General features: G+C 44.6%; 16 protein-coding genes. 1 reads left to right on the top strand and 15 read right to left on the bottom strand.

All coding sequences use genetic code 11. The features are described from left to right. The 9 genes from MC24_RS02400 to MC24_RS02360 all read right to left on the bottom strand — a co-directional run. Window positions 1–783: sugar ABC transporter ATP-binding protein (locus MC24_RS02400; RefSeq protein ID WP_038052183.1), on the bottom strand; the 783-nt coding region annotated here is incomplete at its 3' end. Continuing rightward, window positions 780–1,730, bottom strand: coding sequence for an ABC transporter permease (locus tag MC24_RS02395; RefSeq protein WP_227738407.1), 951 nt, complete (start codon window positions 1,728–1,730; stop codon window positions 780–782). The genes MC24_RS02395 and MC24_RS02400, both read right to left, overlap by 4 nt. A gap of 83 nt (window positions 1,731–1,813) precedes the next feature. After that, on the bottom strand, window positions 1,814–2,845 hold the full coding sequence (locus MC24_RS02390; protein WP_038052180.1) for a sugar-binding protein: 1,032 nt from the start codon (window positions 2,843–2,845) through the stop codon (window positions 1,814–1,816). A 264-nt stretch (window positions 2,846–3,109) separates the two neighbouring features. Continuing rightward, on the bottom strand, window positions 3,110–3,946 hold the full coding sequence (locus tag MC24_RS02385) for a carbohydrate ABC transporter permease (RefSeq protein ID WP_011943517.1): 837 nt from the start codon (window positions 3,944–3,946) through the stop codon (window positions 3,110–3,112). Between the two features lie 12 nt (window positions 3,947–3,958). Then, entirely contained in the window at window positions 3,959–4,840 is an 882-nt protein-coding gene (locus tag MC24_RS02380) for a carbohydrate ABC transporter permease (protein ID WP_011943516.1), read from the bottom strand. Window positions 4,841–4,897: 57 nt separating this feature from the next. Further along, window positions 4,898–6,133, bottom strand: coding sequence for an ABC transporter substrate-binding protein (locus MC24_RS02375; protein ID WP_011943515.1), 1,236 nt, complete (start codon window positions 6,131–6,133; stop codon window positions 4,898–4,900). Window positions 6,134–6,168: 35 nt separating this feature from the next. After that, a complete protein-coding gene (locus MC24_RS02370; RefSeq protein WP_235280280.1) occupies window positions 6,169–8,643 on the bottom strand; it encodes an alpha-amylase family glycosyl hydrolase in 2,475 nt (824 codons plus the stop codon). Window positions 8,644–8,834: 191 nt separating this feature from the next. Beyond that, window positions 8,835–10,175: a GH1 family beta-glucosidase gene (locus MC24_RS02365; RefSeq protein ID WP_011943513.1), complete on the bottom strand. Its 1,341-nt coding sequence runs from the start codon at window positions 10,173–10,175 to the stop codon at window positions 8,835–8,837. A gap of 112 nt (window positions 10,176–10,287) precedes the next feature. After that, entirely contained in the window at window positions 10,288–12,729 is a 2,442-nt protein-coding gene (locus MC24_RS02360; RefSeq protein ID WP_011943512.1) for a GH36-type glycosyl hydrolase domain-containing protein, read from the bottom strand. 307 nt (window positions 12,730–13,036) lie between these two features. On the opposite strand from MC24_RS02360, the gene MC24_RS02355 reads away from it, so the two are divergent. Continuing rightward, window positions 13,037–13,966, top strand: a complete 930-nt coding sequence (locus tag MC24_RS02355) for a DUF4382 domain-containing protein (protein WP_038052178.1) — start codon at window positions 13,037–13,039, stop codon at window positions 13,964–13,966. 80 nt (window positions 13,967–14,046) lie between these two features. Here MC24_RS02355 and MC24_RS02350 read toward each other — a convergent pair whose 3' ends face one another. The 6 genes from MC24_RS02350 to MC24_RS02325 all read right to left on the bottom strand — a co-directional run bounded on the left by MC24_RS02350 (window position 14,047) and on the right by MC24_RS02325 (window position 21,873). Next, on the bottom strand, window positions 14,047–14,226 hold the full coding sequence (locus MC24_RS02350; RefSeq protein WP_012310848.1) for a hypothetical protein: 180 nt from the start codon (window positions 14,224–14,226) through the stop codon (window positions 14,047–14,049). 203 nt (window positions 14,227–14,429) lie between these two features. Continuing rightward, on the bottom strand, window positions 14,430–17,474 hold the full coding sequence (locus MC24_RS02345; RefSeq protein ID WP_038052176.1) for an alpha-mannosidase: 3,045 nt from the start codon (window positions 17,472–17,474) through the stop codon (window positions 14,430–14,432). 20 nt (window positions 17,475–17,494) lie between these two features. Beyond that, window positions 17,495–18,319, bottom strand: coding sequence for a carbohydrate ABC transporter permease (locus MC24_RS02340; protein WP_235280279.1), 825 nt, complete (start codon window positions 18,317–18,319; stop codon window positions 17,495–17,497). 14 nt (window positions 18,320–18,333) lie between these two features. Next, entirely contained in the window at window positions 18,334–19,275 is a 942-nt protein-coding gene (locus MC24_RS02335; protein WP_235280278.1) for a carbohydrate ABC transporter permease, read from the bottom strand. Then, window positions 19,260–20,564: an ABC transporter substrate-binding protein gene (locus MC24_RS02330; protein WP_038052174.1), complete on the bottom strand. Its 1,305-nt coding sequence runs from the start codon at window positions 20,562–20,564 to the stop codon at window positions 19,260–19,262. The genes MC24_RS02335 and MC24_RS02330 overlap by 16 nt, the downstream gene beginning before the upstream one ends. 175 nt (window positions 20,565–20,739) lie before the next feature. After that, a complete protein-coding gene (locus tag MC24_RS02325; RefSeq protein WP_081953058.1) occupies window positions 20,740–21,873 on the bottom strand; it encodes a GntR family transcriptional regulator in 1,134 nt (377 codons plus the stop codon). Window positions 21,874–21,879 lie beyond the last annotated feature (6 nt).

The following is a 21,879-nucleotide window of genomic DNA, read 5'->3' as shown; positions in this document are numbered from 1 at the left end:
TTTCACTTCAAGTACCACTTCCCCGGGTTCATGCGCTTCTTTTATGTAAAACTTCTCTAATTTCCTTCCCACCATCATCTCCACGATCTTTTCTTTCGTCAGGTTCTCTATGCTATCTGTTCCTATGTACTCCCCATCTCTCAGCACGCTCACCTTGTCACAGATCTCGAAGATCTCTTCCAGCCTGTGCGATATGAAGATTATTGCCACACCTTTCTCCTTGAGACTCTTCACAACCTCAAAGAGTTTTTCCGTCTCTTTCTGTGTAAGAGAAGAGGTCGGCTCGTCCAGTATCAACACCTTCGCCTTCTTGTAGACAGCTCTTGCTATCTCCACCATCTGCTGAATCGCTATGGAGTATTTCCCCAACTTCTCCTCAGGATCTATCTCTATGCCAAATTCCTCCTTCATGAACTTCTCCGCTTCCCTGTACATCTTCTTGTAATCTATAAAGATCCCTCTCTTCTCTTCGTCCCCCATGAATATGTTCTCCGCAACTGACAGGTTGTCCATCACCGATAGCTCCTGAAACACCGTCACTATCCCTGCATTTATCGCTTCACTCGGATGGTTCCACCTCACACTCTTCCCTTCGTATATGATCTCACCTTCATCAGGTTGATACACCCCTGCTATTATCTTCATCAGTGTGCTTTTCCCCGCCCCATTCTCCCCTACTATCGCATGTACCTCACCAGGATAAAATTCCATGCTTACCCCTTTGAGCGCATGTACCCCTGGAAATCTCTTGTGTATGGACTTCACCTCAAGTATGGGCTTCATCTCTCTTTCGCCCTCCTGATCTGGTCTATCGCTATCGCTATGATGATCACTATGCCTATCACCACTTGCTGCCAGAATGACGATACCCCAAGCAGTATCATCCCGTTCCTCAATACCCCCATTATCACCGCTCCCAGAAACGCCCCCAGTATCGTCCCTTCACCACCAGACAAACTCGTCCCTCCTATCACTGTAGCCGCTATCACGTCCAGCTCATACCCCTGACCCGCATTCGGCTGCGCTACTCCAAGCCACGCAGTCAAAAGAAAGCCAGCAAAGGCTGCTAAAAATCCGTTTATCGTGTATACCAGAATCAGTATCCTGTCTGTCTTTATCCCCACCAGCTTCGACGCTTCCATGTTCCCTCCTATCGCATAGATCCTTCGCCCCGTCACTGTGTACTTCAAAAATATGTGGGCTATCACCCCTATCACCGCCATGTAGATCACTGGTACCGGCACTGGCCCTACCATTCCTTGCCCGTGTACTGTGAAGCTCTCTGGAAACGGCGATATGGGCCATCCCCCGCTCATCACGTACGCAAGTCCCCTTCCTACACTAAGCATCCCCAATGTGCTGATGAACGGTGCTAACCTCGCCTTCGTGATCAAAAGCCCGTTCGCAAGCCCAAAACCTACCCCTACCGCCAATCCAATGACCACACTCAAAAATGGTGACAGACCCTTCTCATCCATCAAAAGCCCCATCACTACACTCGCTGCCCCAAGTATGGATCCTACCGACAAATCTATCCCAGATGTGATGATCACCATCGTCATCCCAAATGACATGATCGCTATGAACGATACGTTCAGTATCACCGTGAATATGTTCTCCACTGTCAAAAATTCTCTCGTCGTTACCCCTAAAAACACCACGATCGCTATGAGTATTAGAAATATCCCTGCTTCCCTCGCCTTGAACAGCTTCTTCCACAATTCAACCACGCCTCCTCACCGTTGTTTTTATCCTTCTCCTTCCATAAAGAAGGGGGGTGAACCCCCCTCTTTACTTCAATGATTTTACATCATCAGCGCTTGGAATAGATCTTCTTTGCATATTCGTAGAATTGATCGACATTTTCTTCTGTTACAATATCAACACCCGTGTCAATAATGTAGTCAACTGTTCCGTCTTCTTTGACAACTTTCGGGAGCATCTTCAATGTGTTCTCCACTCCAATCTTTGCCATGTTGTAGAGAACGAGAACAGAGAGATAGCCCATGTCGTATGGCCTCTGTCCAACAAGACCTTTGACTGCACCGGCTTTAACAAGTTCGAGTTCCGGAAGCAAAGTGTCAAAACCAACAACCAGCAGATCTTTCATCCTTTCTGGGCCACCAAGAGCGGAGATAACGGTTTCTTTCGGAGCAAAGAGAGGCCATCCTCCAGACATAAACCATCCATCGAGATCTGTGTACTTTCTGGTCACATCTCTGATGATCTGAATAGCCTTTGCAGAATCATCATCACACGGGAACGGATCGGCAACATAAACTATCTCTTTCCCGCTCCTCTTGGAGTAGTCCTCAAGCGCATCTTTGAAACCTCTGATCCTTTCGTTCAAGTTAAGAGCAGCGAGACCTCCGGTGAGTATTGCAAGCCTGATGGTCTTTTTCTCCGCTTTGTACTTCTCGATGAGCTGAGCCATCAGTTTACCCGCCTCGTATCCTGCGTTATAGTTGTTGGTTCCTATGTAAGCATACCTTCCGCTGTCTGGAGAATCTGAGTCAAACATGATTACCGGTATCCCCTTGTCAAGCGCCCTCTTGACAACTACCTTTATCCCTTCAGGATCGTTCGGTGAAATGCCTATCCCGTCTACACCTTTCACTATGTAGCTCAGTATCTTCTCTGCCTGCTTCGCCGCATCTGCCTCAACCGGTGCGTCGAATATCGCTTTGATCCCAAGTTTCTCTGCCGCATCTTTCATCCCGTTCTCCACCGCAAACCAGTACGGATTGTTGAGTGATTTCGGTGCCAGAAGTATTGTCATGTCCTCAGAGAAAACAAACACCGACAGCAGCAAAATCACACCAAACAACAGCAAACCTTTCCTCATGAAAAACACCTCCCAACTTAAGATGTAATTTAAAATTAACGCATATGTATTTCATATCCGAAAAAACGCTTTTTCTTCAAAAAAACGAAACGCAAGGTATTAATTTCCAAAGGAATTAAATTAATCCAGAACATATTATCACACATTGCGCAACGGTTTTTCAAACCTTATTTCCACTAAAAAACAAAAGATAGGGCAAGATATCTCATGATAAATTCAAATAATTCCCAACAATCAAAAATATCTACCTAAAATGGTTGATTATTAACCCTTCACAGCCCCTGCACTCAAGCCAGCTATGATTCTGTTCTGGAAAACCAAAACGAGTATCACAAGTGGAAGTGTGACGATAACGGCTGCGGCCATGAGCTGACCCCATGGTATCTCGTACTGAGACGCTCCTTTGAAGAGAGCGACTGCGACAGGAACCGTGTACAGGCTCGGCTTTTGCATGAACGTGAGAGCGAAGAGAAACTCGTTCCACGCGGCGATGAACGTCAAAAGCCCTGTTGCCACAAGACCAGGAGCAGACATGGGAAGCACGATAGACCAGAGAGTTCTGAGTTTAGAGGCTCCGTCGATGAACGCCGATTCCTCCACTTCTTTTGGAAGTTCCCTGAAGAAACTCTGGAGCACCCAGACAGTGAGAGGCAGATTCATAGCAGTGTAGGGTATGATGAGACCAGTGTAGGTGTTTATCAACTTCAATCCCCTCAAGATCAAAAATAGAGATCCCAAAATAGAAACCTGTGGAAACATGCTCACCGCAAGAATCAGTGACATCACGATGACCTTTCCCTTGAACTTGAGCCTTGCGATGGCGTATCCAGCAAGCGATCCTACAACTAATGCCAAAACCGTGGTTATGCCTGCCACTATAATGCTGTTTTTGATGTTTATATGAAACGGTCTTTCCTTGAAGACCTTCACGTAGTTTTCAAAGGTTATTCTTTTTGGGAAAAGAGAGGGATTCTTTTCGAAAAGATCCCGATCAGGCTTTATCGACGAAATAAAAGCCCAATAAAGGGGAAAAACGCACCATATAAGAATGAGTAAAACAGCTATATAAAGAAGGATTCTCTGCGTTATCGATCTGCTCATCGGGTTCCCTCCTCAATCGAGTTTCAGCCTCAAGGACTTTATGTAAAGTATGGCAAAGATCGATATAAGAACGAATATGAAAACAGATATGGCGGAACCGTATCCAAACCACGCACCGGTGAAAGCCCTATCCATCAGAACGTGTCGGTTGTAAACGGCCAGGGTTTCTGTGTTCACAGCACCTCTCGTCATGATGTAGACAACATCGAACACGCGCAGTGCATCGAGTGTCCTGAAGATCAGAGCCACTCCTATCGTTGGCGTTATCAACGGAAGAGTGATTCTGAAGAATCTTTGAATTGTATTTGCTCCGTCGATTCTCGCCGCTTCGTAAATATCCTCCGGTATCACCTGAAGACCTGCGAGAATCAAAAGAGCCATGAACGGAGTCGTTTTCCACACATCGACGAATATGATCGCCCACATGGCGAGCCCTGGTGTTCCGAGAATGGGGGTTCCCGGTTCTATTATTCCGAGTTTCTCCCAGAGTCTCGACATTATTCCGAATTGATCGTGGAACATCCATCGCCACATTTGAGAAGAAATGGCCGTTGGAATTGCCCATGGAACGAGCATAGCGGCCCTCACAACGCCTCTCAACGCGAATCTCTGATGAACAACTATGGCGATGAGAACACCAAGCACCGTCTCCAGAGAAACCGAAATCACCGTGAAAAAGACGGTGTTTTTCAAAGCCATTATGAAGCGGGTGTCCTCAAAGAGTCTGAAATAGTTCTGAAGCCCAACGAATCTTCTCTCTATACCGGGCCTCAAACCGAAACTGTAGAAACTGTCGTAGAAGGTTTTGAACAGAGGAAAAAAAGCCACTACGGATATGACAAGAATTGTCGGCAAAATCATCCAGAACGCTGTCCAACCACTTCTTTTTTCCATCTTTCTGTATCCTCCTTCAACAGAGTAAAAGAGGCGGGGGAGAGCCCCTCGCCTCTGTTACTGTCCAAGCAGGAATTTGAGCTCTTTTGCAATGTTCTTTATTGCGTCTTCTGGTGTTGTCTGTCTTGTCAGAGCAGCGTGCACGTACCTCTGAATGACATCGGAAACTTCTGTGTAGTTCGCAACCCTTGGTCTTGGAAGAGCGTTGATGAAAACTCCGAGAAGTTCAACCATGAACGGAGCAGCTTCTTTGAGTTTTGGATCTTTGTAAACGGCTTTTCTCGTTGGATTCTGTCCGGCGTTGATCGCTTTGTAGAGCTGCTGGTCGTAACTTGTGAGGAACTTTATGAGCTTCTTTGCGGCTTCCTTTTCTTCAGGTGACGAGAATTTGTTTATACCGAGGACCCACCCACCGAGTGTGGCAGCTCTTCTTCCACCAGGACCCATTGGAAGAGGAGCAACTCCAACCTTTCCTTTGATTGGGGATTCGTCGCTGTTCACGAGGGACCAGGCGTACGGCCAGTTCCTCATAAAAACAGCTTCTCCGTTCTGGAAGATTCTTCTTGCGTCTTCTTCCATGTAGGTGGTAACTCCTTCAGGAGTGACTTTGTGCTTGTAGATGAGATCGACCATGAACTGAAGAGCCGCAACAGCTTCTGGAGAATCGATCACAACTTTTCCACTCTCATCGAGCACATCCCCACCGAAAGACCAGAGGTATTCAAGGAAATCACAGACAAGGCCTTCGTATCTTGCACCCTGCCAGACGAATCCGTGGATGCCTTCAGCCTGAGAGATCTTCTTTGCCATTTCGACGAGTTCATCCCAGGTTCTCGGAGCGTGATCGTAACCGTATTTCTCGAGGAGGTCTTTTCTGTAGTAAAGGAGACCTGCATCTGTGAACCAGGGAACAGCAACGATTCTTCCATTGACCGTGACAGACATCACAGTTCCGGGTAGGAATTCACCGAGTTCGAAGTAGTCTTTGTCTGCTGTCAGATCTTCAAGGAACGGAGCAAACTCAGCAGGCCATATCACATCGAGCATGAGAACGTCTGGATCCGTCTCTCCGGCGGCAAAGTACGTGACGTAGAGATCGTGCCTTTCAGTTGAACTGTCCGGCATCGGAATGATTTCCACTTCGATATCTGGGTACTGCTGGTGGAACATCTCCAGCTGCTTTTTCAGTACCTCGAGTTCCTTTCCGACCCCTCCAGATGTCATAGTGATTTTCACAGCGAAGAGTCCACCAACCAGAAGAACTGCTAGCAACAGAACAAAGTACTTCTTCATGGCAAAAGCACCTCCCCATTCAAAATATGGTTTTATTATTCCTTTATTTCGATCCATAAATCATCCATTATGTACGGTTCTGTGTTGTTTCCTCCTCCAAACCTGTAAGCTTTTGGTTCCTCTTCAAGAGGCCTGAACCTGTTTTCCACACCATCGTAATCCCAAGTTGTAAGGTACAATTTCCAGCCATTGAAGCTTTCTGGAAAATCAATCCATTCACCCTTTACAGCTATCTTTATCCACCCATCAACCACAACGACTTCAGGAGATCCTATCTGCACACCGAATTTTTTCTCGGTAGCTCCTTCCGACGAAAAAATAGCCACATTCCATCCTGTTATAAAGATTTCATAGTCCCAATCATCTATGGCGTAATTTTGAAATGGCAACGCTTCTGCTCCCTTTCTTCTCGGATCATCAAGGAATATTTGAAAACTCACATGATCGAATCCAAGCGGTGGGTTCCAGCTCGTAGTAATTTCTCTCGTTTTTATCCAGACAATCAAATTAGGTCCCATGCGTTCCACCTTTGCACCAATAAGGTCCATTTGCCGCTTGAAAGTTAAATCAAGTGGATATTTATATCTGCCGAAAGGCCCATGATCATCATTCATAGGATCTGTCACTTCTGCGAGTTTTTCGGTAGGTATAGACACCTCAAACCAGATTTCTTCAGAATAAAGGACTTCTTTGGGATTGGATCCGTAAACCTTCAAAATAATGAAATGGTTTCCAGGACCCATTTTATAAAGATCCAGGGAAAGACTGTATTTACCATCGACAATATTCACTTTCTCGGGAATGGTTTGATATAAACCATCAATGTAGGCGTACATTCTTTTGCCGTTCGTTTCACCGGATATTACTACTCTATCTTCGTAGATGTTCACGGTGGTTTTTAACGTCAAATTCGTTGTCTGTTTCTCATATTTATTCACAGAGGAAAGCTTGAAGACGGTAAGACTCTTTGGAGGAACGATAAAGACCGTGGACTTTTCCTGAACAACAACCCTAGCCTCTCTATCACTTGAGAATACCTTTTCCATACTAGGAAACACACCATCGATGGTTCTAATCTTGTCATTATTAGATGTGTTTAAAACCACAATGAGCGTTTCATTCTCATCTTTTACTTCATAAACCAGAAGCCCTGCACCTTCTGAATTCGACAGAAGAACTTTGACCTTACCGTATCTCGTTGCAGTGTGACTCTTTCTGAACTCAACGGCACTTTTTATGAAATCGTACATCTCCCCTTTCTCAAAATGATCCTTACCGCCCGATCCCCATCCCTTTGCAAACATCGAAGCCCGTGTTTCTTCAAAAGACTGTTCTGTTCCATAGTAAATAACAGGAATTCCAGGTAAAGTCATTAGAAAAGCGACTGCCATTCTCAATGTCTTCTCGTCCGTTCCCCTGCTGAATCGCTCCATATCATGATTGTCAATGAAAGTGACCAGAAGTCCTTTTTCAAGCGTTTGATTACGCCTTTCTATTCTGTAAGCAAGCCATGAAGTTGGTTTCCCACCTTTTAGAACTCGACGTATTTCTTCACAAAGCGGAAAGTCAAGCATGGCGTTAAAACCATGGTCAAAATAACTCTCTATTTCCTTTTCTGCACTGTCATCCATCGGTGGAGAAGTGAGCCATGCTTCACCAAAAGCGATGAAATCATCTTTCAAGGTCATTATTCCGTCTTTGCCAAAGAAGAAATCATCCCAGAAATCTTTTGGAACGTACATCGCAGTATCCACTCTGAAGCCGTCAACACCAACCTCTTTTATCCAGAAACCATAGGAGTCTTTCAAAGCGCTTCTGACCATCGGATTTTCAGTATTTAAATCATCGAGACCTGAAAGCTGATAGTTGAGCTTTTGATGAATGTCGTTGTAATTAGTGATATCAGGAGTCCAGTGGTAGACATTCATTTCTCTCTGTTTCGGATCATTATAGTCATTCATATTGAAGGGGAATTGAGTTGGTGCGAAAGTTGGAACACTTCCTGTGTTAATTTCGAATTTTCCAGCTTTGAATCTGAAATAGTTTCCAACATGGTTGACAACTATATCTTGGATGAGAAACATATTTTTTCTGTGAATTTCTTCTGAAAGCTTCCTGTATGTCTCGATATTCCCAAAATGTTCGTCTACTTCCTTAAAATTCCTTGCCCAGTATCCATGGTATCCACCGTAATTAACCCACGGATCCCACCACTGGTTGGCTACTGGAGGAGTAATCCATATTCCATCTACTCCCAGACCTCTGATATAATCAAGCTTATCAATTATTCCTTTCAAATCTCCTCCGCTATACTTTGCTGGATCAGAAGGATCGTATTCTCCATAACCTTGATCGTTGTTCGTTGGATCCCCATCGTTGAATCTGTCTATCATGATTTCATAAAGCACAACATCGCGCCAGGAAACAGCAAACAAACTCACAGCTAGAATTAGAAGAAACGTGAAAAAGGACCTTCCCACGTTTTCTTCACCTCTTTTTTGAACCAGCAATTAAATGACGTTATAATCAAATTAACCTATTTGATATTTTGCCAGACCTTTGTATTCTTTGCAAGTGAGCTATCAGGAGAAAACAGAAGATTTTTTTCGTTAAATGAAAATAATCGGTGATATTCACGCGGAGTGAACGAATAGGAGGAAAAACGAGGTATCAAAAAGAAAGGGCGGCCAGGCCGCCCTTTTCAATCTTCCAGACTGTTGCTTTTGACCACGTTCGAGTACCAGTAACCACTGTCTTTTATGATGCGTTTTTGAGTACTGTAGTCCACGTACACAATACCAAATCTCTTAGAGTATCCCTCTGCCCATTCGAAATTGTCGAGGAGCGACCAGACGAAGTAACCTTTAAGCGGCACTCCCTCCTGTATGGCCTTCCATGCCTGACCAATGTGGGCCTTCAAATAATCGATTCTGTTTTGATCGTGAACTCTTCCATCTTCACTAACTACGTCGTCAAAAGCAGCCCCATTCTCTGTGATGTAAACCTCTGGTGGGTTGTATTCTTCTTTCACCTTCTTCAGGATCCAGTAGATTCCTTCTGGAACGATCTCCCATCCCATGGCTGTTTTTGGAAGATCCCTTTCAACGAAAGAGACCTTAGCTGGTGCATCTGGATCGAACTTCACCAAATGACCGGAGTAATAGTTCAATCCAACAAAGTCGATCTTTTCCTGTATCTCGGACATGTCATCTTTGTAATTCTCCGGTAGATACTCTCTGGCAAATTCCAGAACGAGCTCCGGATAATCTCCTCTGTAGATCGGATTGAGAAAGAGAGGATAGTTGTTGAACTGATGCATGAATCTCGCCGCTCTGATGTCCTCCTCTTTTTCACTCGCAGGTTCGAAATATCCATTGTTGAAAACTATTCCGATCTTTCCATCTTTCACAGTTTCCCTGAACACTTTCACCGCTTTGGCGTGTGCCCTCAAGAGATTGTGAACAGCTCGGAAAGCCACGTAAATATCTCTCATTCCAGGAGCGTGGACTCCGTACAGATGCCCCACTATGGCAACAACCCACGGTTCGTTCAAGGTGATCCAGTTCTTCACACGGTCGCCGAAATTTTCAAAGAGAACCCTTGAGTATTCTGCGAACCAATCCGCTATTTCTCTGTTCGCCCATCCTCCTTTCAACTGAAGAGCGAAGGGAAGATCCCAGTGATAGATGGTCACAAAGGGTGTGATACCTTTTTCCAGCAGGGTGTCTATGATCCTGTTGTAAAAATCCAGTCCTTTCTGATTCACCCTTCCTGTTCCTTCCGGAAGTATTCTTGGCCAGCTGATTGAAAATCTGTAAGCCTTTACTCCGAGTTTCTCTATGATTTCAATGTCCTCTTTCCATCTGTTGTAGTGGTCGCAGGCCACATCTCCCGTGTCACCGTTCTTTACATTTCCAGGAGTATGGGAGAAGGTGTGCCAGATAGACATACCAGCTCCGTCTGCGAGGGGAGAACCCTCGATCTGGTAGGAAGCTGTTGCAACACCCCAGAGGAATCCTTCAGGGAACTTTTTCACGTTCATCACCTCTCCTGTTGTTTTGATTCGTGTGCCTAACTATTCTATCAAAACTCTCTGCACAAAAAAAGAGGGGGAGTACCCCCTCGTCTGTACTATATCATCGGAGAACAAAAGGTCAGCCCATCACAACTTCAACCCTGTGCACCTTTCCATCCTCGAAAACTGGAAGTACTTGTCCTTCTATCTTTTTTCCATCAACAATGATCTCTTTGACTCCTTTGGAAACATGAGAGAGATTCTTCACCGTTATATCGTAGATGCTTCCTCTGAACTTTCTTGTGATCCTGAATCCTTCCCATTCTTTCGGGATGCAGGGATCCACCACCAGGCCGTCGTAAGTAGGCCTTATCCCGAGTATATGCTGAGTGATCGCTACAAAGCTCCAAGCAGCAGTCCCCGTGAGCCAGGAATTCTTTGCCTCTCCATGCCTCGGTGCATCTTTTCCGGCAACCATCTGAGCGTAGACGTACGGCTCAGTCCTGTGTATTTCGCTGATGTCTTCGAGATAAGCCGGTGTGATTTTTCTGTAGATCTCAAAGGCTCTGTCTCCCCTACCTATAACAGTCTCGGCTATCGCTACCCATGGGTTGTTGTGACAGAAGATCCCCGCGTTTTCTTTGTAGCCCGGTGGGTAACTCGAGATCTCACCAAGCTCGATGTAATATCTGCTGTACGCCGGCTGCTGAAGAACGAGTCCGTAGGGTGTGTCGAGATATTTTTTGACAGAATCGAGAGCTTTTTCCGCGTATCCGTTGTCCACACCGATACTTGCCATAACACACATTCCCTGTGGTTCTATGAAGATCTTACCTTCTTCACACTCTTTGCTTCCCACCTTTCTCCCAAAGGCATCGTACGCCCTGAGGAACCATTCACCATCCCAGCCGTATTTCAGAGTGGTCTCGATCATTTTGTTCACATGTTTTTCTGCTTCTCTCGCTTCTTCTTCAAGTCCTCGTCTTTTGCAGATCTCCACGAATTCTTTTCCAGCAAGAACGAAGAGCCCCGCTATGAAGACGGACTCCGCTACCCTTCCGTCGAGAGCGTTGACGGTTGTTTGGAAAGACTCATCGGGATCTTTCGAGAAACAATTGAGGTTAAGACAATCGTTCCAATCGGCCCTTCCTATCAATGGAAGACCGTGGGGACCGAGGTTGTTCACAGTGAAGTAGAAAGATCTCTTCAGATGCTCGAAGAGTGATGCCTTTTTGTTCGGATCGTTGTCGAAGGGAACCTCTTCGTCCAGTATGCTCCAGTCACCCGTTTCTTTGATGTAAGCGCTCGTTGAGAGAATGAGCCAAAGCGGATCGTCGTTGAAGCCTCCTCCTATTTCGTTGTTGCCCTTCTTGGTGAGCGGCTGGAACTGGTGGTAAGTGCTTCCATCCTCGAATTGGATAGAGGCCAAATCGAGTATTCTCTGCCTTGCCTTCTCCGGGATCATGTGAACAAAACCTAAGATATCCTGGTTCGAGTCCCTGAAACCTATTCCTCTACTGATACCAGACTCGAAGTACGAAGCGCTTCGAGAGATGTTGAACGTGACCATACACTGGTACTGATTCCAGATGTTCACCATTCTGTTGAGTTTTTCGTCATGGGTTTCTACCTGTATTCTTCCAAGAAGGTCGTCCCAGTATTCTTTGAGTTCCTTCAGGGCGTGCTCAACATCTTCACCTGTTTTGAATTTCTCTATCATCTCTTTTGCTCGCTTTTTGTTTATCACACCGGGCTTTTCCCATTTTTCCTCCTCTGGATTCTCTACGTACCCGAGAATGAAGATGAGTTCTTTCTTTTCGGATGGAGCGAGTTCTATCTCTAAGTAATGTGAAGCGATCGGTGCCCACCCGCTCGCGACGGAATTTCTGGGTTTTCCTTCCACCACCGCTTGAGGAGCTTCAAAACCGCTGTAGAGACCTATGAAGGACTCTCTGTCTGTATCAAAACCATCTATCGGTTGATTCACAGAATAGAACGCGTAGTGGTTTCTTCTTTCTCTGTATTCTGTCTTGTGGTAAATCACAGAACCTTCTATTTCCACTTCACCCGTACTGTAGTTTCTCTGGAAGTTCGTCATATCATCGAGAGCGTTCCAGAGGCAGAACTCTATAAAGGAGAAAAGTTTTATCCTCCTCGGTGTGTTCGTTCTGTTCTCCAGAACAAGGTGATGGACCTCCCCTGTGAAATGTCTTGGCACAAAGTAGGTGATGGTGGCTCTCAGGCCGTTCCTTTCACCTGTGATCTTTGTGTATCCAAGACCGTGGCGCGCTTCAAAGAAGGAAAGATCTTTTCTCACAGGCATCCACGTGGGTGTCCAGAAATCTCCATTTTCTTCTCTGATGTAAAAGTACCTTCCTCCAGCATCCGTTGGAACGTTGTTGTATCTGAACCTCGTTATTCTTCTGAGTCTCGCGTCTTTGTAAAAACAGTAACCCCCTGCCATGTGAGATATGATGGAAAAGAAGTCCTCCGTTCCCAGATAATTTATCCATGGATACGGAGTTTGAGGAGTTGTGATCACGTATTCACGGTTGACGTCATCAAAATAACCGAATCGCACGCTATCACCCTCTCTTCACTTTTTCTGTCTCTGGTATTTTATTCTGAAAATGTTTTCATTCAAAATCTGAAGAGATGGATGCAGAAACAAGTATCGGCGAATATTTTTCAAAAGAAACCATTTTCTTCTAAATCCGCGGTTCCAGTCTCCGGTATTTATTAGACGAAATCAAAAAAGATAATTTATTAGTGGGCAAAAATCTTAGTGTTTAAGATCGAAAACATACAGGCTATTAATAGATAATTTGTTCACATATTTATTATGAAACCATTAATGAGTTAAAATATATTTTGGAGGAGGTGAGAACATGAAATACGTGCTCTGGGCAGTTCTGATTTTGAGTTTGCTGGCTGGATGTGTGCTTTTCACAACCGGAACCAACACCGTAAAAGCTCCTGTGTATCTCACGGACAACCCAACTTTCAACATCGAAAAATTACTGGTGAAAATTTCAAACGCGGAATACCACTATTCATTGGATGGAGAAGAGTACACTGCTACCGCTGCTCTGCTGGAGAATGAGTTCGATCTCCTCTCACTTGCTGGAACTAAAGTTCAGTTCTTCGAGATGGAATTGCCCGAGGGCGCTAATCTCGAGTGGATCAGACTCTACATCGATGCCGCCACTGCTGTTACAAACGGTTCAACAGAGACTGTTAGGGTTTCTTCCAGAAAGATCAAAATCATAAAGCCTGTTATAGTGCAGAACGGCGACTCGATCGTTCTCGACTTCGATGTGGCAAGATCTCTCAAAATCGCAACCACGGGCAACAACAAAAAATACTTGCTCAGGCCCGTTATAATTCCATATCACCACAGAGAGAGGAACGAGTACGGTTTTGGTGAGGGAGAGGAACACAGGTATGAGGTGGAAGGAAGGTTGAAAGAAACACTTTCAGGAACACCATGTCTTGTGGCACTCTTTGAGGGAGAAACCTGCTCCGGTACACTCGTGAATCTTGAAATCACAGACGATCATTTTGACTTCGAAGATCTGAAAGAAGCCACTTACACCGTTTGTGTGTACACCGATTTTGAACTTCCAGAGGAAAATGAAGTCGCTAACACTGATGAAGAATTGGAGATAGACGAAGACGATATGGAAAACGCAAATAATGAGATTTCAACCATACTAGCAGATCTCTCTCCATTCGCATCAGAAACGTTCTATCTCAACGACTCGACGATCACCTACATTTTCGATTCAAATCTGATAGAACTTGCACTCGGTGATTAAAAGTAGGGGAGGGATGCCTGGAAGACTCGAAGAAGGATATCTGGGAAGGCAGATCGTTAAAGATGGCGGATAAATAATCTTTACACTTCGACTGTTTCTTTCTCTCTTCTCCTCCTTCTGGAGGAGACTTTCTTTTCTTCTTTCACTACCTTTTCAAGGAGTTCTTTTTTGAGTTCGATGGCTTTGAGATTTTCGAGAGCTTTCTTTACCCTCTCTTCGTGGATCTCTCTAACAACTTCCGGCGGCAAGAACATCATCATAGTTTCACCTCCTTTTTGTTGTCATGCCTTTTTATCATTTATTTCTTCTGTCCTGTTATTTTTATAACATAACAGTGATACAAATCAAGAACACATTTTAGAAGAATCGTTTAAGGCTTTATTTATGGGTGTTTACACAGGAAAAATTAGGTTGATCAAAGAGCGGGGTGCCATCCCCGCTCTCGAGTGACAAGTTTGAACCTTCAACCTTCTACAACAAAAGTGTAGATCTTGAACGGATGGTAAACCACTGGGAAGGTGACTTTCTGTTTTTTCTCTTCCAGAACGTTCGTCTGGTAGATTTCACCGTTCCACGGGGTCTTAATGGAAAGTTTTCCTGATGTTCCGAAGATCTCAACAAGCCTCAGAACAATTTTGCCATTCACCCTTCTCAGTGAAGTGAGACGGAAATTCTGGGGAGAGATCTCCAGTAAAGGAGAGGGGAGGTTCAACACCCCGCGATGAACGATGAAAGATCTGTTGAGATCTTCTGATTCTTTTACAACATCTCTCAAGCTGTCCCCAGGGTGCACGTAGACAGAATAGGTGAAACTGTGTTTACCCTCGTCACAGAGAAAATCGGGGAAAATACCCGCTTTTATCAGTGAAAGCGCCATAGTACCCTGATGAACACTGCCACCGTATTTTCCGTCGTTCATAATAGACACACCGAAGTCTGTCTGGGAGAGATCCATCCACCTGTGAAACGGCACCTCGAAACGTGCCTGTTCGAAACTGGTGTTTCTGTGTGTGGGCCTTTCGATGAAACCACCGGAGATATCGAACCTTGCCTTTCTCGACAGAACAGTTGTTGGGAAGTAAGCTCTGAGAAGAGCTCGTCTTGTGTGCCAGTCTACCTTCGTTTCTATATCGAGCCTTCTACTCTTTCTGTAAAGGATGTAATGCTGCGTGATCCTGCTTCCTTCTGATTCATATTCAACACGGATCACTTCTCGAACAGGGCCAGACTCTATTTTTTCTATGTTTTTCGCCCTCAGGGTATATCCTGTCTTTTCCACGTTTTCTGCGATATCCCAGTTGTCCCAGTAGGCAGGGATGTTTTTATGAAGTTTCAAGATGTTTCCCTTCTCTTCGAAAACGTACCTGTCCAGTTCTTTGTCGTAGATTTGAATTGTTCCGTCATCGTTGACGTGCACCCTGAGAAATTCGTTCTCCATGATGTTTGTTTCTCTCAACTCACTTGGAGTTTCCTCAAACGTGGCTTTGCGAAATTTCAGTTCTACTTTCGTGAACGGAGGAATCTCCCTGTCTATGAAGTACACATACCTTCCATCGTGAGTTCTCTGTTTCAAGAGCGCTTCTCCTTCAAAGGAAATCGCGAGATCTTCGTTGAGGAAGAAAAGACACTTCTTTGGAAAAGAGGAAACGTTCAAAAGGGTTAAAACCTCTTCGTTCTCAGAAGAAAAAACTTTGAGAGATTCGATAACGATGTCTTTTGATTTTTCTATCACATGTCTGAGTTCTTTTTCTGTATCTTCATAGACTTCCTTTATAGAAGAACCAGGTAGAATATCGTGAAATTCGTTTCTCAACAGAATCTTCCAGAGTTCGTCTATTTCGTCAGAAAAATCTTTATCCGTGAAAGCAGAAATCAATTCCGCAAGGTAAAGACTGTCTTCCGCTTCTTTGTGAAGTTTCTTTGTCCTGGACTGTGAAGTGTAGGTTCCCCTGTGAAGTTCAAGGTAAAGCTCTCCGTCCCACACAGGAAGTTCTCCGTCGATATCCATTTTTTTGAAGAATTCTTCCACAGTTCCCATCTCAAGGCGCGGCAGTCCAGGAAAATCCTTCAGAACTTCGTAATTTTCCAGCATCTCTTCGGTTGGACCACCACCCCCATCACCGTGCCCGAATGAGAGAAGGACTTTGTTTGCGAGATGTTTCTGCCTGAAATTCTTCCAGGTTTTGTAGATCGTATCGGGATCTATCTTCCCGTTGTACCCCTCGTTGGGATTTTTGAAACTGAAATAGATCACTTCGGATCCATCTATTCCCCTCCAGCGGCACAGATCGTACGGAAACTCGTTCGTGTCGTTCCAGTTGAGTTTCGTGGTGACGAAGTATTTTATCCCGGCTTCTTTCAGAATTTGGGGAAGCACCCAGGAAAACCCAAACACGTCTGGAAGCCAGCACACCTTGCTCTTTCTTTTGAATTCCCTTTCGAAGAATTTTTGCCCATAGTAGAACTGTCTCACAAGCGACTCTATCGATGGAACGTTGCAGTCCGACTCCACCCACATGCCACCGACTGGTTCCCATCTACCCTCTTCTACGAGCTTTTTCACTTCCCCGAAGAGTTCCGGTGAATTTTGTTTGAGATCCTCGTACATTTGAGCGGAAGACTGAGTGTAAACGAACTCTGGATAGAGCTTAGAGAGCAACACAGAGTTTGCGAAAGTGCGTAGTATCTTTCTCTTCGTTTCCTCAACTGGCCAGAGCCAGGCGTAGTCTATGTGCGCGTGCCCCACAAGGTGAATCGTTCCAAAACTCGGATGGTCTTTTCTTATTCTATCCAGCTTTTCTTTGAATTTTTCGAACTCTTCCAGAATCTGATTTCTCAACTCTTCAGAAAGCTTCACACCTGTGAACTCTTTGAACTCCGGTGTGTTCCAGGTGTTTTTGATCTCATCTTTTATTCCCGGATCTTCCGGTGCTGTCATCAGATAGGTATCTGTGTCTCTTGGGATCCACACTTTCGAGAGAAACTTCTCGGAGATGTCCAGCAGTTTCTTAGAAAGTGACTCATCTTCTATTACTTCTGCCGTTTTTATGGTGAGTTCGAGAGTTTTCACCACCTTCATCAGTGCTTCATCAACGACGATGAAGAAAGCTTCTGTAAACACCGGTTTTTCCGGTCTTCCAAAAAGACCTCTTGGCATCACCTGAGCTTCTATCCTGTGTGGTTTACCATCGGCGAGTGGTGTGATGTTCAGCATTCTGTGGTACTCATTGATTTCCCCGTAAGGTTTCCCATCCACAAGAACAAGGGTCTCCCCACCGAACCAGAGTTTCAGGTAAGCCCTCTGTCCCCCGTCGACGGAGAAGGGGGACAGATCCTTTCTGAACCAAACAGGAGCGGAGTTGAAATTCCATTCGAAAATAGGGGTTACGATCTTCTTGACAAGGCCACTGGAAAAATCCCACTCTCCTATTTGCTCCCTACTCAAAATAGCAAAGGGAACAATCTCCGAAACCATTCTGAGTAGTTTATAAATCACGGCATCTTTCATTGGCACCCCTCCTGTGCCTGTTATCCCTTCAATCCTGTGAACTTTATGCTCTCAAGAATTTGTTTTTGAGCGAAAATGAAGAACACTAGAGTGGGAATAACCGCGATTGTTGCTGCTGCCATCATTTGATTCCACAAAGTGCCGTATCTATCGAGAAATTGAGGTAACCCCAGGGCGAGGGGATACTTACTCTCGTCCGTCAAATAGACTAACGGCCCCAGATAATCGTTCCATGAGGCTATGAATTGGAACAAAGCTACTATGACGAGAATAGGTCTGATTAAGGGAAGTGCGATCTTTAGATATATCTGAAATTCAGAAGCACCGTCTATTTTGGCTGCTTCAAAGAGGTTGCGAGGAAGAGAAAGGAAAAACTGTCTTATCAGAAAAATATAAAACGGTTGACCAAAGAATGAAGGCAGAATGAGCGGCCAGAAAGTATTGACCAGCTTTAATTTACTGAAAATGAGAAAAGTAGGAACCAGTGTAGCAGCACTGGGTAGCATTATTGTCGCAAGAATGATATAAAAAATGAGCTCCCTACCTCTCCAACGAGGAATGGAGAGTCCATATGCAACTAGAGGGCAGGAAATAAGTGTCCCCAAGATAGCTCCTCCTGTTATTATCAAGCTATTCCTGAAATAGGTGAAAAAAGGAAATCTCTTTAGAGCTTTGGGGTAGTTGTCAAAAGCAATCTCAGAAGGTATCAATTTTGGGGGAAATTCGTAGAGTTCGTAATTCGGTTTTAGTGAAGTAGAAATCATCCAGAAGAACGGAGCCATATAGATCATGGTTACAATCAAAAGCAAGAGAACATGAAATAATTTTCCGAGAATCAGTCTCATGAACATCTCCTCCTTCATCCATAAAAGACCCACTTTCTAGAAGTTCTTAAATAGAGAATACTCACCGCAAAAGCAGCAATAAACATTAACCACGCCATGGACGAAGCATATCCCATGTTTCCATATCTGAAAGCATGCCTGTACAAGTAGATTGCCAGCGAAAGGGTTGTGTTATTTGGGCCTCCACCGAACATTATTTGAGGAAGATCAAAAAATTGAAGAGCAAGAATGGACGAATACACAAGATAGTAGAGAATAGCAGGAGTGATCATGGGTAATGTGATCTTTCTGAAGATCTGCCACTTATTTGCTCCATCTATCAGTGCACTTTCGAAAATTTCTCTTGGAATGTCTTTGATAGCTGCCATGAAAATCATCGCCTGATTACCGGCGCCCCATTGAGCAATAAGAATTATGGTAAGCTTTACAAGTCTCTCGTCTGCTGTCCAGAGTGGCCCCGGGATACCTAACTTCGCCAGTAAACCGTTTACAAATCCCAAATATGGGTTGAAAAAATTCAAGGCTACGACGGCAAAAGCGTACACCGGAACAACCGAAGGCATGTACATAGCCGCTCTGAAGAAGCTGATGCCTTTGATGTCTTTAACCAGAAGCAACGCCAGACCGAGACCTACGATTAACCCCAAAGGTACTAATCCTATGAAGTACCAGAAGGTGTTCCAGAGGCTTTTGAGGAAAAGCTGATCCTGAAACAGTTCCAAGTAATTTTTTAACCCTACCCATTTGGGTGGCAAGGTGACATGATACTCTGTAAAGCTGTAAAAGAAAGATGCCACAATTGGATATATTTTGAAAATGGCAAGCCCTAGAATACCCGGTAAAACGAAAAGAATTCCTGTTATGAATTCTTTCCGTTTTCTCATTGGTGGGCCCCCTCTCATAACCCCCATAATAACCCCCCCCACGAGGGGGGGAAAGTTCACTTTTTCAACCATTTATCCAGTTCTTTTTGGACCTTCTCCTGGGCCTCTCTCAACGCTTCCTGTGCTGCTTTTTCTCCGTACAGAACAGCGTACATAGCGTTAGTGAGTTCATCCCACAGCAAAGCCCCAACAGGGATAACTGGCCTTACATGAGCTTTCGGCAGGAGGTCGGCGAAAAGCTTTTGCTCCGGAGGGGAAACCTTCAGAAGCTCGGGAACCGCTTCTTTTAAGGTGGGTAGATGCTGAGTGTCCACAGCGTACTTGATTTGGCCTTTTGTGGCCATGTAGTAGATGAACTCAGCGGCTTCCTTTGGATGTTTTGCGCCTTTTGGTATGACTAAGGACCATCCACCGGCCCATGTACTGTTCTTTTCACCATCTTCGGGTGCTGGTATCGAAGCAACTCCGAACTCAAAATCCTTGGGAGCGAGTTCTCTGATCTGAGCAAGCAACCAGTTACCGTCAATTACCATTGCTAACTTCCCTGCGAGGAAAGGATTTATAGGTTCAGCACCGCCTATGCTGGCGCCTGTGAAACTCATTCCGAAGGCTGAGACGAACGCCTCAAGTTCTTTTATATTGTACTTTTTGGCCCACTCACCCAGCCATTCAAACGCGCGTATTATTTTCGGATCGTCTGCGAAAACTAGTCTCTGTTTTTCTTCATCGTAAAAGCGACCTCCAAAAGTCCAACCCCAAGTGTAATGCCATCCTTGGAAAGCCCAAGGGATAAAACCAACCTGCGTGTACCTCCCCGCTACTTTTTTTGTGAGTTTCTCTGCGTACTCCTCTAATTCTTTTATTGTTGTAGGTGGTTTCTCAGGATCAAGTCCGGCCTCTCTGAACAGCTTTTTGTTGTAGTAGAGTGCTCTTGCATCTGTGTCCCATGGAAGAGCCCAGAGTTTCCCGTCCCATATGCATTCTCTGACTGCGAAATCGAAGAACTTTTGTTTCAGTTCCTCAATGTCATATCCAAGCTCTCTGAGATAATCCTCGAGTGGTTCAAGAACTCCATATGCTGCCCTCTGAGCAACTGTGAAACGATCCAGATAGTACACGTCTGGTCCCGTTCCCCCAGCAACGGCCGTCATAAGTTTTGTAATCTCAGTCTCTGAGCCCGGAACAATTACGATTTTCACACGGATATTCGGATGTGTTTTGTTGAACTCTTCCACAATCTCTTCAATGCTCTGTCTGTCCACAGGATTCGTCATAGAATGCCAGAAGGTGATTTCGACTGTCTCCGCGATCAAGAGAGTCCAGAAAGCTAATACCAAAAGGATGATTACTAAATACCTCATACCCACTCACCCCCTGACCTGAGATTCTTCGGCTTCGATTATAATCATCCGTTGTCTGTTGTGTCAAACAATTTCGTACCTAATTTTGCACAATCGTTACTGAATATTGTGGATTATTCTGGATTATTCTTGTATATACAACCAACACCAAAAAGAGATGAAGAATTTGTCTTTACTACTTTCTACAACCACAGGATTCTCTTACTACTAAGGTCACTGGTATGTGCTTTTCAGGTTCTACTGATTCACCGAGGAGTTTTTTCACCAGCTGAAGGGCTGCCAGTTCACCCATGGCTTGGAAATCCTGTTTTACGGTAGTGAGGCGTGGGTTCGTGTAGATACTTACTCTCAGGTCATCGAAACCATAAACTGATAGGTCCCCTGGTATCCTCTTCCCCTGATCTTTCAAGAAGGTAATTCCTCGAACTGCTAAATAATCGTTACAGAAGAAAATAGCTTGTATATCGTTAGCTACCACCTGGTTTGTGATGCGCATGAAATCTTTATCGTAATCGATCACTAGTTCATAATGAACCTCTTTGATTTCTTCTTTTAATCCTTCATATCGCTCCTTAACACTGGATACTTCCAGTGGTTCTTCCGTTACAAATAAAGCACGAGAAATACCATGTTTTTTCATATGCTTTCCTATCATTCTGCCCCCAATTCTATTTTCCGAAAGAACTGCAGGTACCTTTGGAAAACCTTCTATCGTCCTATCAACAAAAACGACAGGAAAGTTCTCTCTTATGAGACCCATCAGGAAATGATTCGATAAAGAAGTAATACGTGGCTCCATTATCAATCCAACAATTCCCAATCTCAACAGCTCCTTCAGGAGTTTTTCTTCATTAATTGGATTCATGATTTCAGCTTCAGCATTGAAAGGTATTACGTCCATGGAGAATTTCTGAAAGGTCTTTAATATACCGAACAACATGGCAGCACGGGTGTCCTGATAGTTAGATATTAAAACACCTATCTTCTTACCCCTCAGTGTGTTTGGAAAAGAGGCCACGAAAGTCCCCAATCCCTGAATTCTTGTTACGATACCCTCGTATTCCAACCTCTCCAATGCTTTTCTTGCTGTCAATCTACTAACTTCAAACCTTTTAGCCAGCTCGTTCTCTGATGGGACTTTATCACCTGGTTTGAGCTCGCCAGATAAAATTTTCCCTTTTATGTAGTCCATTATCAGAATATACGCTGGTTTCATCTTTCCGCCTCCCGTGTATTTTAGCTTGTAATCAATACTACCATACCACAAAAGAAGGTGATCCCTCCTCTGGGGATCACCTGCTTTATTCATCTTTAT

Origin of the sequence: Thermotoga sp. Mc24, from assembly GCF_000784835.1 — a bacterium.
GTDB lineage: Bacteria > Thermotogota > Thermotogae > Thermotogales > Thermotogaceae > Thermotoga.
This window is presented reverse-complemented; position numbering and strand designations above follow the sequence as displayed.